The organism is Actinomadura sp. WAC 06369 (assembly GCF_003947565.1).
GTDB classification, from domain to species: Bacteria; Actinomycetota; Actinomycetes; order Streptosporangiales; family Streptosporangiaceae; genus Spirillospora; species Spirillospora rifamycini.
The window spans coordinates 1-13,568 of sequence record NZ_QHJN01000196.1 but is presented as its reverse complement, the minus strand read 5'-3'; the positions used below and the strand labels follow the sequence as shown (position 1 = coordinate 13,568).

15 protein-coding genes and 1 pseudogene are annotated in these 13,568 nt (G+C 73.9%); 15 read left to right on the top strand and 1 reads right to left on the bottom strand.

Annotated features, from left to right (window positions below):
* The 8 genes from DMH08_RS34300 to DMH08_RS34265 all read left to right on the top strand — a co-directional run.
* The coding region (locus tag DMH08_RS34300) for a segregation and condensation protein A (RefSeq protein ID WP_442778667.1) at positions 1-984 on the top strand (984 nt) is incomplete at its 5' end.
* Positions 981-1,574 (top strand): SMC-Scp complex subunit ScpB, encoded by a 594-nt coding sequence (gene scpB / locus DMH08_RS34295; protein ID WP_125620217.1) that lies wholly within the window; start codon positions 981-983, stop codon positions 1,572-1,574. The genes DMH08_RS34300 and scpB, both read left to right, overlap by 4 nt.
* Before the next feature lie 57 nt (positions 1,575-1,631).
* Entirely contained in the window at positions 1,632-2,363 is a 732-nt protein-coding gene (locus tag DMH08_RS34290) for a pseudouridine synthase (RefSeq protein WP_026405923.1), read from the top strand.
* Between the two features lie 31 nt (positions 2,364-2,394).
* Positions 2,395-2,757, top strand: coding sequence for a chorismate mutase (aroH, locus tag DMH08_RS34285; protein WP_026405924.1), 363 nt, complete (start codon positions 2,395-2,397; stop codon positions 2,755-2,757).
* A gap of 60 nt (positions 2,758-2,817) precedes the next feature.
* Positions 2,818-3,924, top strand: a complete 1,107-nt coding sequence (locus DMH08_RS34280) for a prephenate dehydrogenase (RefSeq protein WP_026405925.1) — start codon at positions 2,818-2,820, stop codon at positions 3,922-3,924.
* Between the two features lie 161 nt (positions 3,925-4,085).
* A complete protein-coding gene (gene cmk / locus DMH08_RS34275) occupies positions 4,086-4,748 on the top strand; it encodes a (d)CMP kinase (RefSeq protein WP_026405926.1) in 663 nt (220 codons plus the stop codon).
* Between the two features lie 32 nt (positions 4,749-4,780).
* Entirely contained in the window at positions 4,781-6,181 is a 1,401-nt protein-coding gene (gene der / locus DMH08_RS34270) for a ribosome biogenesis GTPase Der (RefSeq protein ID WP_199748135.1), read from the top strand.
* Between the two features lie 110 nt (positions 6,182-6,291).
* Positions 6,292-6,495, top strand: coding sequence for a hypothetical protein (locus DMH08_RS34265; RefSeq protein ID WP_026405928.1), 204 nt, complete (start codon positions 6,292-6,294; stop codon positions 6,493-6,495).
* A gap of 47 nt (positions 6,496-6,542) precedes the next feature.
* On the opposite strand, the gene DMH08_RS34260 is transcribed toward DMH08_RS34265, so the two are convergent.
* Positions 6,543-6,974 carry a PPOX class F420-dependent oxidoreductase gene (locus DMH08_RS34260; protein WP_026405929.1) on the bottom strand — a complete coding sequence of 144 codons (432 nt, stop codon included), beginning with the start codon at positions 6,972-6,974 and terminating at the stop codon, positions 6,543-6,545.
* A 137-nt stretch (positions 6,975-7,111) separates the two neighbouring features.
* On the opposite strand from DMH08_RS34260, the gene DMH08_RS34255 reads away from it, so the two are divergent.
* From DMH08_RS34255 to soxR, 7 genes and pseudogenes are all read left to right on the top strand, one after another.
* Complete coding sequence (locus DMH08_RS34255) at positions 7,112-7,516, top strand: TOBE domain-containing protein (RefSeq protein ID WP_125620215.1); 405 nt, start codon at positions 7,112-7,114, stop codon at positions 7,514-7,516.
* Between the two features lie 9 nt (positions 7,517-7,525).
* A complete protein-coding gene (modA, locus tag DMH08_RS34250; protein ID WP_125620213.1) occupies positions 7,526-8,302 on the top strand; it encodes a molybdate ABC transporter substrate-binding protein in 777 nt (258 codons plus the stop codon).
* Complete coding sequence (locus DMH08_RS34245) at positions 8,299-9,120, top strand: ABC transporter permease (protein WP_125620211.1); 822 nt, start codon at positions 8,299-8,301, stop codon at positions 9,118-9,120. The genes modA and DMH08_RS34245 overlap by 4 nt, the downstream gene beginning before the upstream one ends.
* The gene (locus tag DMH08_RS34240) at positions 9,117-10,193 is read left to right on the top strand and encodes an ABC transporter ATP-binding protein (RefSeq protein ID WP_125620209.1); all 1,077 of its coding nucleotides are present in this window, start codon (positions 9,117-9,119) and stop codon (positions 10,191-10,193) included. Before DMH08_RS34245 ends, DMH08_RS34240 begins: the two co-directional genes overlap by 4 nt.
* A gap of 177 nt (positions 10,194-10,370) precedes the next feature.
* Positions 10,371-12,188 carry a phosphoenolpyruvate carboxykinase (GTP) gene (locus DMH08_RS34235; protein WP_125620207.1) on the top strand — a complete coding sequence of 606 codons (1,818 nt, stop codon included), beginning with the start codon at positions 10,371-10,373 and terminating at the stop codon, positions 12,186-12,188.
* A 149-nt stretch (positions 12,189-12,337) separates the two neighbouring features.
* Entirely contained in the window at positions 12,338-12,925 is a 588-nt protein-coding gene (locus DMH08_RS34230; RefSeq protein WP_125620205.1) for an HdeD family acid-resistance protein, read from the top strand.
* 57 nt (positions 12,926-12,982) lie between these two features.
* A pseudogene (soxR, locus tag DMH08_RS34225) lies at positions 12,983-13,444 on the top strand (redox-sensitive transcriptional activator SoxR); the annotation flags it as partial.
* Positions 13,445-13,568 lie beyond the last annotated feature (124 nt).

Here is a 13,568-nt window from a genome sequence, read left to right as displayed (position 1 = left end):
CCGGAGCCCGAGGCCGGTGCGGAGAGCGCGGGGGAGACCGCCGAGGAAGGCGGGTTCCACGTCCACCTGGACAACTTCGACGGGCCGTTCGACCTGCTGCTCGGGCTGATCTCCAAGCACAAGCTGGACATCACCGAGGTGTCCCTGCACAAGGTCACCGACGACTTCATCGCGCACATCCGGTCCCACGGCAAGGACTGGGACCTCGACCAGGCCAGCCACTTCCTGCTGGTCGCCGCGACCCTCCTGGACCTCAAGGCCGCGCGGCTGCTGCCGTCCGGCGAGGTCGACGACGAGGAGGACCTCGCGCTGCTGGAGGCCCGCGACCTGCTGTTCGCGCGGCTCCTGCAGTACCGCGCGTACAAGGAGGTCGCGGGGGTCTTCGCGGCGCGGATCGCCGAGCACGGCCGCCGCTACCCGCGGCTCGTCCCGATGGAGCCGCGGTTCGCGAACCTGCTGCCCGAGGTGCTGCTCGGCCTCGGACCGGACGAGTTCGCGCGGCTCGCCGCGCGGGCGATGACGCCCAAGGCGCCGCCGTCGGTGTCCGTCGAGCACATGTACCAGCCGAAGGCGAGCGTCAAGGAGCAGGCGGAGATCGTCGTGGCGATGCTGCGGCGGCTGCGCAACACGACGTTCCGGGTCCTGGCGGCCGACGCCGGCGGCACCTACGAGGTCGTCGCGCGGTTCCTGGCGCTGCTCGAGCTGTACCGGGAGCAGGCCGTCGCGTTCCGCCAGGACGAGCCGCTCGGCGAGCTGCACGTCGCCTGGACCGGCACCGACGACGGCGACGTCGCGGTCGGCGACGACTACGAGGGCGCCCCGAAAACCGCCGGGGACGCGGAGCACGCCGAGGACGCGGAGCACGCCGAGCACGCGGAAGGCGCCGAGCACACCGAGCACACCGAGCACACCGAGGACGCGGCGGGCTCCGCGGACCCGGCGGGCCCGGCGGACGCCCGCGACGACGACGAGGGGGGACGATGACCCAGGAACCGATCACCGCCGAGCCCGGCGGCCCGCTCGACGCCCCCGACGGCCCGACCCTGCACGCCGCGATCGAGGCGATCCTGCTGGTCGTCGACGAGCCCGTCGCCGAGATCACGCTCGCGCAGCTGCTGGAGCGGCCCCGCCCGCAGATCGCGGCGGCCGTCCGGGAGCTGGCCGCGGAATACACCGTGCAGGGCCGGGGGTTCGACCTCAGGGAGGTCGCCGGCGGCTGGCGGTTCTACACCCGGGACGTGTGCGCCCCGGTCGTGGAGCGCTTCGTGACGGACGGGCGGCAGGCGCGGCTCACCCAGGCCGCGCTGGAGACCCTCGCCGTCGTGGCGTACCGGCAGCCGGTGAGCCGCGCGCGCGTGTCGGCGATCCGCGGCGTCAACAGCGACGGCGTCATGCGGACGCTGGCGCTGCGCGGCCTCATCGAGGACGCCGGCCAGGACCCGCGGTCGCAGGCGCACCTCTACCGCACCACCGGGTACTTCCTGGAGCGGCTGGGGCTGCGCGATCTCGACGAGCTGCCCGAGCTCGCCCCCTACCTGCCCGACGACCTGCCCGACGAGATGGTCGACGAATGACCGAGGCGGTCGGACACCGACCGGCCGTACGAAGACCGACCGGATGATCGAGGAAACGTGAGCGAGAACGAAGGCGTGCGGTTGCAGAAGGTCCTGGCCGAGGCCGGGATCGGCAGCCGCCGCCACTGCGAGGAGCTGATCGGCGAGGGCCGCGTCACCGTGAACGGCAAGAAGGTGTTCCGGTTCGGCGAGCGCGTCGACCCGGACCGCGCCGTCATCCACGTGGACGGCCGGCGGGTCGAGACCCGCTCCGAGATGCGGTACTACATGATCAACAAGCCGCGCGGCGTGGTCAGCACGATGTCGGACGAGCGGGGCCGCAAGTCCCTCGCCGACTACGTGGAAGTGCCCGAGCGGCTGTTCCACGTCGGCCGGCTCGACACCGACACCGAGGGGCTGATCCTCCTCACCAACGACGGGGAGCTGTCGCACCGGCTGACCCACCCCAGCTACGGCGTGTTCAAGACCTACCTCGCCGAGATCCACGGCCCGATCCCGCGCGACCTCGGGCGGCGGCTGAAGGCCGGGGTGACGCTGGAGGACGGCCCCGCGAAGGCCGACAAGTTCCGGATCTTCGACCAGGTGGGCCGCCGGGTGCTCGTGGAGATCACCCTGCACGAAGGGCGCAAGCACATCGTGCGGCGGCTGCTGAAGGAGGTCGGTTTCCCGGTGCAGCAGCTGGCCCGCGTAGAGTTCGGGCCCATCAAGCTGGGGCAGCTGAAGCCGGGCGGGATGCGCGCGCTGACCGTCCGGGAGGTCGGCGAGCTGTACAAGGCCGTCGGGCTGTAGCCGCGGGCGGACGACGAGGAGGGGAGTGCAGGTGGCGGTACGCGCGGTCCGCGGGGCGACGCAGATCGACGCCGACGACCGGGACCAGATCCTGGAGGCGACGGCGGAACTGGTGGCCGAGGTGATGAGCCGCAACGCGCTCAGCACCGACGACGTCATCAGCGTGATCTTCACCGTGACGCCGGACATCACGGCGGAGTTCCCGGCGCTCGCCGCGCGCAAGCTCGGGTTCCACGAGGTGCCGCTGCTGTGCGCGACGGAGATCGGCGTCCCGCACGCCCTGCCGCTGGTGATCCGGCTGATGGCGCACATCGAGACGGACCGGCCGCGCTCGGACGTCCAGCACGTGTACCTGCGGGGGGCGACCGCCCTCCGGCTCGACATCGCGCAGTGACGCGCAGCGACGCGCACCGGCGCGCAACAGGCGGGACATCGCAGTGAAGAGGGTGGCGGCGTGAAAGACGAACTGGGGGACCTGCGGATCGCCGTGGTCGGCACGGGCCTGATCGGCACCTCGATCGCCCTGGCCGCCCGGGAGCGGGGCGCGGAGGTGCTGCTGACCGACCGGGACGCGGCGGCGCTGGAGCTGGCCGTCGAGCTCGGCGCGGGGCGGGCGCTGCCGGACGGCGCCCTGGACGGCCCCGCCGACCTGGCCGTCCTCGCCGTGCCGCCCGCCGCGGTCGCGGTGACGCTGCTGGACGCGCAGAAGCGCGGGCTCGCGTCCGTCTACACCGACGTGGCGAGCGTGAAGGCGCTGCCGCTGGCGCAGGCGGCGGAGCTGGGCTGCGACATGTCGGTGTTCGTGCCCGGCCATCCCCTCGCGGGCAGCGAGCGGTCCGGGCCGGGCGCGGCCCGCGCGGACCTGTTCCTCGGCCGCCCGTGGGCGCTGACCCCCGGGCCGGAGGCCGGCCCGGACGCGGTGGCGCGGGTCACCGCGCTGGTGCGGGCCTGCGGCGGGATGCCCGTCACGGTGGACGCGGCCGAGCACGACCGGGCGGTCGCGCTGGTGTCGCACGGCCCGCACGTGGTGTCGGCGGCGGTCGCGGCCCGGCTGACCGGCGCCGACGACACGGCGCTGGGCCTCGCGGGCCAGGGCGTCCGGGACGTCACCCGGATCGCCGCCGGGGACCCGAAGCTGTGGATCGGCATCCTCGCCGCGAACGCGCAGCCGGTCGCGGACGTCCTGGAGGGCGTGGCGACCGACCTCGCGGTGGCCGCGTCGCTGCTGCGGGACGGCAGCGAGGGCGCCGCGGCGCACGTCGCCGACCTGCTGCTGCGCGGCAACGCGGGCCGGTCCCGCATCCCGGGCAAGCACGGCGGCGACCAGTCCGCGTACACGTCCGTCCAGGTGGTGATCCCGGACCGTCCGGGCGAGCTGGCGATGGTGTTCCAGGCGGCGGGGATCGCCGGGGTCAACATCGAGGACGTGACGATCGAGCATTCGCCGGGCCGCCCGGTGGGCGTCCTGGAGCTGTCGGTGGCCCCCGAGGCGGCCGACCGGCTCGCCGACGAGCTGCGCGCCCGCGGCTGGTCGGTGCCGGGCCGACCCACCGGGGGCTGAGCGGCCCCGGCACGGCGCCGGGGGTGGCCGCGGCCCGGTAGCCTGATGCGCCGGGGCTCGTACGGGGGACGCGCACGCCGCGCTGCGGCGGGACGAGCGCCGCCCGTTCGCCCGACGGCCGCGCCGTGGGGCGCTCCGACGAACAGAGAAAGGGAGCGATCGTGCCGCTCGTCATCGCCATGGACGGACCCTCCGGGTCGGGCAAGTCGAGCGCCTCCAAGGGCGTCGCCCGCGCGCTGGGCCTGCGCTACCTGGACACCGGCGCCATGTACCGCGCCATGACCTGGTGGATGCTGCGGGCCGGGGTGCCGGTGGAGGACGCGGGCGCCGTCGCGGCCCGCGCGCTGGAGCCGGCGATCGAGGCGGGCACCGACCCGGACGCCCCGGCGATCGCGGTGGACGGCGAGGACGTGTCCGGGCCGATCCGCACCCGCGAGGTGACCAACGCGGTCAGCGCGGTCAGCTCCGTTCCGGCGGTCCGCACCCGGCTGGTCGACCTGCAGCGCGAGATCATCGGTGTCGGCGGCATCGTGGTGGAGGGCCGCGACATCGGCACGGTGGTCGCGCCGGACGCCGCGGTGAAGGTGTTCCTGACCGCGAGCGAGGAGGCCAGGGCGCAGCGCCGGGCGAAGGAACTGGCGGCCGACCCGGGCGCGTCGGTTCAGGTCACGCAGGCCGAGCAGGCCCGCCGGGACCGGATCGACTCCACCCGGAAGGCGTCGCCGCTGACGAAGGCGGCCGACGCGCACGAGATCGACTCGACCGAGCTGGGGCTCGACGAGGTCATCGAGGCGGTCGTCCGCCTCGCCAAAGAGCGGGAGTGAGCGGGCCGTACGGCGCCCGCCGGGGAAGCACAGTGAGCGAATACGAGATCGAGACGGTCGACATGGAGACGGTCGACGTCGGCGCCGAAGTCGGCGCGGACGAGGGGCCGGCGCCGGTGGTGGCGGTCGTCGGCCGCCCGAACGTCGGCAAGTCCACGCTGGTCAACCGGATCCTGGGGCGCCGCGAGGCCGTCGTCGAGGACGTCCCGGGCGTCACCCGGGACCGCGTCGCCTACGACGCGACGTGGAGCGGGCGGCGGTTCACCGTCGTCGACACCGGCGGCTGGCTGCCGGACTCGTCCGGGCTGGCCGCGGCGATCGCCGAGCAGGCCCGGCTGGCGGTCGACCTCGCCGACGTCGTGATGTTCGTGGTCGACGCGACCGTGGGCGCCACCGACGTCGACGAGGCCGTGGTGGAGATCCTGCGGCGCGCGGGCAAGCCGGTGGTGCTGGTCGCGAACAAGGTCGACGACGCGGGCACCGAGGCGGACGCGGCGCTGCTGTGGTCGCTCGGCATCGGCGAGCCGCATCCGGTCAGCGCGCTGCACGGGCGCGGCAGCGGCGACCTGCTGGACGCGGTGCTGGAGGCGCTGCCCGCGGAGCCGCCGGCCGAGACGTTCGCGGAGGCGGGCGGCCCGCGCCGGGTGGCGCTGCTGGGACGTCCGAACGTCGGCAAGTCGAGCCTGCTGAACAAGCTCGCGGGGGAGAACCGCGCGGTCGTCGACGCGGTCGCCGGGACGACCCGCGACCCGGTCGACGAGCTGATCGAGCTGGGCGGCCGGGAGTGGCGGTTCATCGACACCGCCGGGATCCGGCGGCGGCACCGGGAGAACCAGGGCGCCGACTTCTACGCGACGCTGCGGACGCAGTCGGCGCTGGAGCGGGCCGAGGTCGCGGTCGTCCTCGTCGACGCGGGGGAGCCGCTCGCCGAGCAGGACCTGCGGATCATCTCGATGGTGGTCGAGTCGGGCCGCGCGCTGGTCATCGCCTACAACAAGTGGGACCTGCTGGACGAGGAGCGCCGCCACTACCTGGAGCGCGAGATCGACCGGCAGCTCCACAACGCCCGGTGGGCGCCGCGGGTGAACATCTCCGCGAAGACCGGACGGCACGTGGAGAAGCTCGTCCCCGGGATCGACGCGGCCCTCGAGGGCTGGGGCACCCGGGTGCCGACGTCGAAGCTGAACCAGTTCTTCGCCGACCTGGTGAACTCGCATCCGCACCCGGTGCGGGGCGGGAAGCAGCCGAAGGTGCTGTTCGCGACGCAGGCGGGCGTGCGTCCGCCGCGGTTCGTGCTGTTCACGTCCGGGTTCCTCGAGGAGGGGTACCGGCGGTTCATCGAGCGCCGGCTGCGCGAGGAGTTCGGCTTCGAGGGCACCCCGCTGGACGTCACGATGAAGATCCGCGAGAAGCGCGGGAAGGGCCGCAAGTAGCCCCGACCGCGAGCACGGCCCGTCCGGGGACCTTCCCCGGGCGGGCCGCGGCGTGTCAGGATGCAATCAGCGGGCGCGAGTAAGTTGTCCATTACTCGAGGGGTGCTTAGGTGAAGCTGCTGTTGTTCCTGTCCTGTGCCGTCGTGTGCGTCGCGCTGAGCTTCGCCTGGCGGGAACCGTGGATCGGCGGCGTCGGCCTGCTGTTCGGGTTCCTGGCCATGTTCACCGACCGCGACGACGTCCAGGTGGACGACGAGAAGCGCAGCTACGAGACGACGAAGGCCGTCCGCAACATGCGCCACGGCAACCGCTAGCAGGGGTCCGCCCCGCGCTCGGCGCCGTCCGGCGGCCGCCGGACGGATCAGACCGCCCGGGAGCGCAGCTCGGGGTGGTCGCGGTCGATGTGCCAGCTGACGATCCGGGTCGGGCGGATGCGGATCAGGTCGTCGCTGAAGAAGCCCTCGCCGATGTGCATCGTGCCCTTGACCGGCTCGGCGGCGCCGCGGATCTCGACGCCGCGGCCCCAGCCGGGCTTGACCGCGTCGGGGTCGTCGGCCGCGGCCACGTCGTCGACGAGGAACGACACGTGCGGGACGGCCTGCACGTTGCGGTACTTGCGGCTGTTCGCGTTGTCGGGGCCGCCGATGTCGATGGTGCCGTCGTCGTTCAGCCGGAAGCCGACCGGCCGCGTCTGCGGGGCGCCGTCGGGGCCGATCGTGGACAGGCGCCCGAGGCTCTGCGCGGCGAGGTAGGCGCGTTCGGCGGCGGTGAAGGGATCGGTGATGGTGTCCATGGCACGACGGTAGAACCTCAAGTTCGGTCGAGGTCAAGCCCCGGTTGCATGTGCCAGACCCGACCCGCGACCGGGTTGGCAATCTCCGTACTTTCGGCCGGATGCGTCTCGAATCTGCGAGACGCTAAGGTTGCCGCGTGACGACATTCGGGATCGGCGAGGCGGCGGTGCTGCTGGGCGTGAGCGCGGACACCGTGCGGCGGTGGGTGGACGGCGGGCGGCTCCCGGCCGCGCGGGACGAGCACGGGCGCCGCCGGGTCCCCGGGCCCGACCTGGCGGCGTTCGTCCGGGAGCAGGCGCGCGGCGGCCTCGGGGAGCACGGCGAGCGCTCCTCCTCGGCGCGCAACCGCCTGCGCGGGATCGTCACCGAGGTGGTCCGCGACGGCGTCATGGCGCAGGTGGAGATCCAGGCCGGGCCGTTCCGGGTGGTGTCGCTGATGAGCCGTGAGGCGGCGGACGAGCTGGGCCTCGCGCCGGGCGTGGTCGCGGAGGCCGTCGTGAAGTCCACCAACGTCGTCGTCGAGCTGCCCGACGCGGGCTGAGGGGGAGAGGTGTTCCAGCGCACGGCCGCCGCCGCCCTGCTCGCCCTGCTCGCCTCGGCCGCCGCGCTCGCCGGATGCGGCGAGGTGGACGGCGCCCCGGGTGAGGGCGGCGGACGGACGCTGACGGTCTTCGCGGCGGCGTCGCTCACCGAGGCGTTCACCGAACTGGGGGAGGAGTTCGAGGAGTCCCACCCCGGGACGGAGGTCCGCTTCGGCTTCGCCGGGAGTTCGACGCTCGCCCAGCAGATCACCCAGGGCGCGCCCGCGGACGTGTTCGCCTCCGCCAGCCCCGCGACCATGAGGACGGTGACGGACGCCGGGGACGCGGCCGGCGACCCGCGCGTGTTCACCACGAACCGGCTCGTCATCGCCGTCCCCGAGGACGGCCCCCGCCGCGTCCGGACGGTCGGGGACTTGGCGCGCGACGGGCTACGGGTCGTCCTGTGCGCCGAGCAGGTGCCGTGCGGCGCGGCGTCGCGCACCGCGCTGGACGCGGCCGGGGTGGCGGTCGCGCCCGTGTCCCTGGAGAAGGACGTCAAGGCCGTGCTGACCAAGGTGCGGCTCGGGGAGGCCGACGCGGGACTCGTCTACCGCACCGACGCGAGGGCCGCCGGCGGGGACGTCGCGGCCATCGAGTTCGCGGCGGCGGCCGAGGCCGTCAACGACTATCCGATCGTCCGGGTCGCGCACGCGCCGCAGCCGGGGCTCGCGCGGGAGTTCATCGACCTCGTGACGGGGCCGCGCGGCGGGGCCGTGCTCGGCCGGGCCGGTTTCCAGGCCCCGTGAGCGCGCCGGACACCGCGCACGACACCGCGCGCGACACCGTCCCGGGCCGCCCGCCGCTGGTCCTGGTGCTGCCCGCGCTCGCGGGGCTCGCGTTCCTCGTGCTGCCGCTCGCCGGGCTGCTCGTCCGCGCGCCGTGGTCGACGCTCGGCACCCGGCTCGCGCGGCCGGAGGTCCTGGACGCGCTGCGGCTCTCGCTGGTCACCGCGACGGCCGCGACCGTGCTGTGCGTGCTGTTCGGCGTCCCGCTGGCGTGGACGCTCGCGCGCGTCCCGTTCCCCGGCGTCCGGCTCGTCCGGGCGCTGGTCACGGTGCCGCTGGTGCTGCCGCCGGTGGTCGGCGGCGTCGCGCTGCTGCTGGCCGCCGGACGGCGGGGGATCGTCGGCGGCCCGCTGGAGTCGCTGGGGATCACGCTGCCGTTCACCACGGCCGGCGTGGTGCTCGCGCAGACGTTCGTCGCCATGCCGTTCCTCGTGATCAGCGTCGAGGGGGCGCTGCGCGCCGCCGACCTGCGCTACGAGGAGGCCGCCGCGACCCTCGGCGCCACCCGCTGGACGGCGTTCCGCCGCGTGACCCTGCCGCTCGCCGCGCCGGGCGTCGCGGCGGGGGCGGTCCTGTGCTGGGCGCGCGCGCTCGGCGAGTTCGGCGCGACGATCACGTTCGCGGGGAACTTCCCGGGCGAGACCCAGACGATGCCGCTGGCCGTCTACCTCGCGCTGGAGACCGACCCGCAGGCCGCGATCGTCCTCAGCCTGGTGATGCTCGCGGTGTCGGTCGTGGTGCTGGCCGCCCTCCGCGACCGCTGGACGGGCGCGTCATGACCGGCGGGACGGACGAGGGGAAGGGCGCGGGGGCGGGCCTGGACGCGCGGGTGGTCGTGCGGCGCGGCGGGTTCGTCCTCGACCTGCCGCTCGCGGCCGGGCCCGGCGAGGTCGTGGCGCTGCTCGGGCCGAACGGTGCGGGGAAGAGCACGGCCCTGCGGGCCCTCGCCGGGCTCGTCGCGACGTCCGGCGGGCACGTGCGGCTGGACGGCGCCGACCTGCGCCCGCTGCCGCCCGAGCGCCGCCGCGTCGGCATGGTGTTCCAGGACTACCTGCTCTTCCCGCACCTCAGCGCCCTCGACAACGTCGCGTTCGGGCCGCGCTGCGGGGGCGCCCGGCGCCGCGAGGCGCGGCGGACCGCCGCCGAGTGGCTGGAGCGCGTGGGCCTCGGCGCGTACGCGTCGGCCAGGCCGCGCGAGCTGTCCGGCGGCCAGGCGCAGCGGGTCGCGCTCGCCCGCGCGCTGGCCGTCCGGCCGGGCCTGCTCCTGCTCGACGAGCCGCTCGCCGCGCTGGACGCCCACACCCGGATGGAGATCCGGGCGGCGCTGCGCCGCCACCTCGCCGGGTTCGAGGGCGCGGCGGTGCTCGTCACCCACGATCCGCTGGACGCGATGGTCCTGGCCGACCGCATCGTCGTGGTCGAGGGCGGGCGGCCCGTGCAGGAGGGCGAGCCGGCCGACGTCGCGCGCCGACCCCGCACCGACTACGTCGCCCGCCTCGTGGGGCTGAACCTCTACCGGGGGACGGCCGAGGGCGGCCGCGTCGTGCTGGGTGACGGTTCTCACACTCTGGACACTGTGGAGTCACTCACCGGTCAGGTGTTCGTGGCCTTCGCGCCATCGGCCGTGGCCCTGTACCGGACGCGCCCGGACGGCAGCCCCCGCAACCTCTGGCAGGCCCGTGTGGGAGCGATCGAACGGCACGGGGACCGGGTGCGGGTGCGGCTCGCGGGCGATGCCTTTACGGCCCTCGCGGACGTCACCGCGGCGGCGGTCGCGGAGCTCCAATTGTCGGAAGGCAGCCCGATATGGGCGGCCGTCAAGGCCACCGAGACGCACGTTTACCCAGCTTGAGGGCGGTTATGTCCTGGTTTGGGATGAGACGTCCGGGCCGCCCGTAGTCTGGTGATATCAATCACAAAAGGGGTCGGGAAGGCCCAAAAACCGACGGGATTGGTCCAGACCAAATGGCAAAAACCGAGGGTCTTGTTCATCATGCAAAGATCCTGCGAACAGCTGAAGGAGTAGCCCGTGTCCATCCAGGTCCCCGGCCTCGACCAGGCCCCTACCGGTCACACCGAACTGATTGACTGGGTACGCGGGATCGCCGAGCTGACGAAGCCCGACCGCGTCGAGTGGTGCGACGGCTCGGACGACGAGTGGGAGCGGCTCACCGGCCTGCTCGTCGAGCAGGGCACGCTCACGCGGCTCGACCCGGCGAAACGACCCAACAGCTTCTACGCCGCCTCCGACCCCACCGACGTGGCCCGCGTGGAGGACCGGACGTTCATCTGCTCCGAGAAGGAGGAGGACGCCGGTCCCACGAACAACTGGATCGCCCCCGGCGAGATGCGCGAGACCCTGAGCGGGCTCTTCGACGGCTGCATGAAGGGCCGCACCATGTACGTGGTGCCGTTCTGCATGGGCCCGCTGGGCGGCGAGATCTCCCAGCTCGGCGTCGAGATCACCGACTCCGCCTACGTCGCGGTGTCGATGCGGATCATGACCCGGATGGGCGCGGGCGCGCTGCGGCTGATCGAGGAGCGCGGCTCGTTCGTCAAGGCCGTCCACTCCGTCGGTGCCCCGCTCGAGCCCGGCCAGCAGGACGTGAAGTGGCCCTGCAACTCCACGAAGTACATCACGCACTTCCCCGAGACCCGTGAGATCTGGTCGTTCGGGTCCGGGTACGGCGGCAACGCCCTGCTCGGCAAGAAGTGCTACGCGCTGCGGATCGCCTCCACGATGGCCCGCGACGAGGGCTGGATGGCCGAGCACATGCTCGTCCTCAAGCTGACCCCGCCGGACGGCGAGACCCGCTACGTCGCCGCCGCGTTCCCGTCCGCCTGCGGCAAGACCAACCTCGCCATGCTGGAGCCGACGATCCCCGGCTGGAAGGTCGAGACGATCGGCGACGACATCGCCTGGATGCGGTTCGGCGACGACGGCCGCCTCTACGCGATCAACCCCGAGGCCGGCTTCTTCGGCGTCGCGCCCGGCACCGGCGAGAGCACCAACGCCAACGCCGTGAAGACGCTGTGGGGCAACAGCATCTTCACCAACGTCGCCCTCACCGACGACGGCGACGTGTGGTGGGAGGGCCTCACCGACGAGCCCCCGGCGCACCTCACCGACTGGAAGGGCAACGACTGGACGCCCGGGTCGGAGACGCCCGCCGCGCACCCGAACGCCCGCTTCACCACCCCCGCCGGGCAGTGCCCGATCATCGCGCCCGAGTGGGAGGACCCGAAGGGCGTGCCGATCTCGGCGATCCTGTTCGGCGGCCGCCGCGCCACCGCCGTCCCGCTGGTCACCGAGTCGTTCGACTGGCAGCAGGGCGTGTTCCTCGGCGCCAACGTGGCGTCGGAGAAGACCGCCGCCGCCGAGGGCAAGGTCGGCGAGCTGCGCCGCGACCCGTTCGCGATGCTGCCGTTCTGCGGCTACAACATGGGCGACTACTTCGGCCACTGGCTCGACATCGGCAAGGCCACCGACCCCGAGAAGCTGCCCCGGATCTACTACGTCAACTGGTTCCGCAAGGACGCCGACGGCAAGTTCATCTGGCCCGGCTTCGGTGAGAACAGCCGCGTCCTGAAGTGGATCGTCGAGCGCCTCAACGGCAAGGCCGACGCGGTCAAGTCCCCGATCGGGCACCTGCCGACCAAGGACTCGCTGGACACCGAGGGCCTCGACATCGACGACGCCGCCCTCGACACCCTCCTGTCGGTCGACACCGAGGTGTGGAAGGAGGAGGCCGCGCTCGTCGTGCCGCACTTCGAGACGTTCGGCGACCACACCCCGAAGGCCCTGTGGGACGAGTACCACAGCCTGGTGCGCCGCCTGGAGCACTGACCCGCGCGGGCCTCCCGCACGGCCCCCGCACGGCACCACGCGCCCGCCGCCCGGCACGTCCGGGCGGCGGGCGCCGCCGTCGCGGGCGCTTGCCCCGGACTCCCGCGGGAACGGACGGGGTGACCGTTCCCCGACTCCGGGAGGCAGGCGTGTTCGACCTCATGACCCGCCACTGGTGGGTACTGGCGCTGCGCGGCGCGTTCGCCGTCCTGTTCGGCATCGTCGCGTGGGTGTGGCCCGGCATCACCGTCTGGGCCCTGGTGCTCCTCTTCGGCGCGTACGCCCTCGTCGACGGCGCGGCGGCGGTCGCGCACGCGATCCGCGGGACGACCGGCGGCGCGTCCCGCGGCTGGCTCGGCGTCTCCGGCGCGGCCGGGATCGTCCTCGGCGTGCTCGCCCTGGTGTGGCCCGCCGCCACCGCGCTCGTCCTGCTGTGGCTCATCGGGATCTGGGCGATCGCCACCGGCGTGTTCGAGATCGTCGCCGCGGTCGCGCTGCGCCGGGAGCTGCGCGGCGAATGGCTCTACGCGCTGACCGGCGCGATCTCCGTCGTCTTCGGCGTCCTCCTGCTGGCGTGGCCGGTGAGCGGCGCGCTCGCGCTCGTCTGGCTGATCGGGCTGGCGTCGATCCTGTTCGGCGCGGCGATGATCGGCGCCGCGTTCCGGCTCCGCAGGCTCGGCGAGGACGCGCGGCGCGGCCGGCGCCCGTACGGCGAGCCGTCCCCGCGCCCGCACTAGCCGCCCCGGATCGGCCGCACCACCGGGCATCCGGATCGGGCGTCTAGGATGCGGAGCATGACGCGGCTGGAATTCCGGGTGCAGGAACTGACCGTCGGCCAGCTCGCCGAGCGCAGCGGCGTGGCCGTCTCCGCCCTGCACTTCTACGAGTCCAAGGGGCTGATCAGCAGCCGCCGGACGGCCGGGAACCAGCGCCGGTTCAGCCGCGACACGCTCCGCCGGGTGTCCTTCATCAAGGTGTCCCAGCGGGTCGGCATCCCGCTCGCCGAGATCCGCGAGGCGCTCGCCACCCTCCCCGAGGAGCGCACCCCGACCGTCGACGACTGGGCGCGGCTGTCGCAGCACTGGCGCGGCACCCTCGACGACCGCATCGCCCAGCTCGAGAAGCTCCGCGACGACCTCACCGACTGCATCGGCTGCGGCTGCCTCTCGATCAGCAAGTGCGCGCTCGCGAACCCCTACGACCGCCTCGGCGACGAGGGCCCCGGCCCCCGCCGCCTGCTGACCGGCACCGCCGCCGCGGGCGCTGAGGGACCGGACCCTCCGGGTGGCGGCCGCTCGGGCGGGCGTCACTCGGGGGGCGCGCAGACGGGGGCGCAGCCGTCCTCGTCGCGGGCCGGGCGGGCGCCGGTCCGCGACGAGG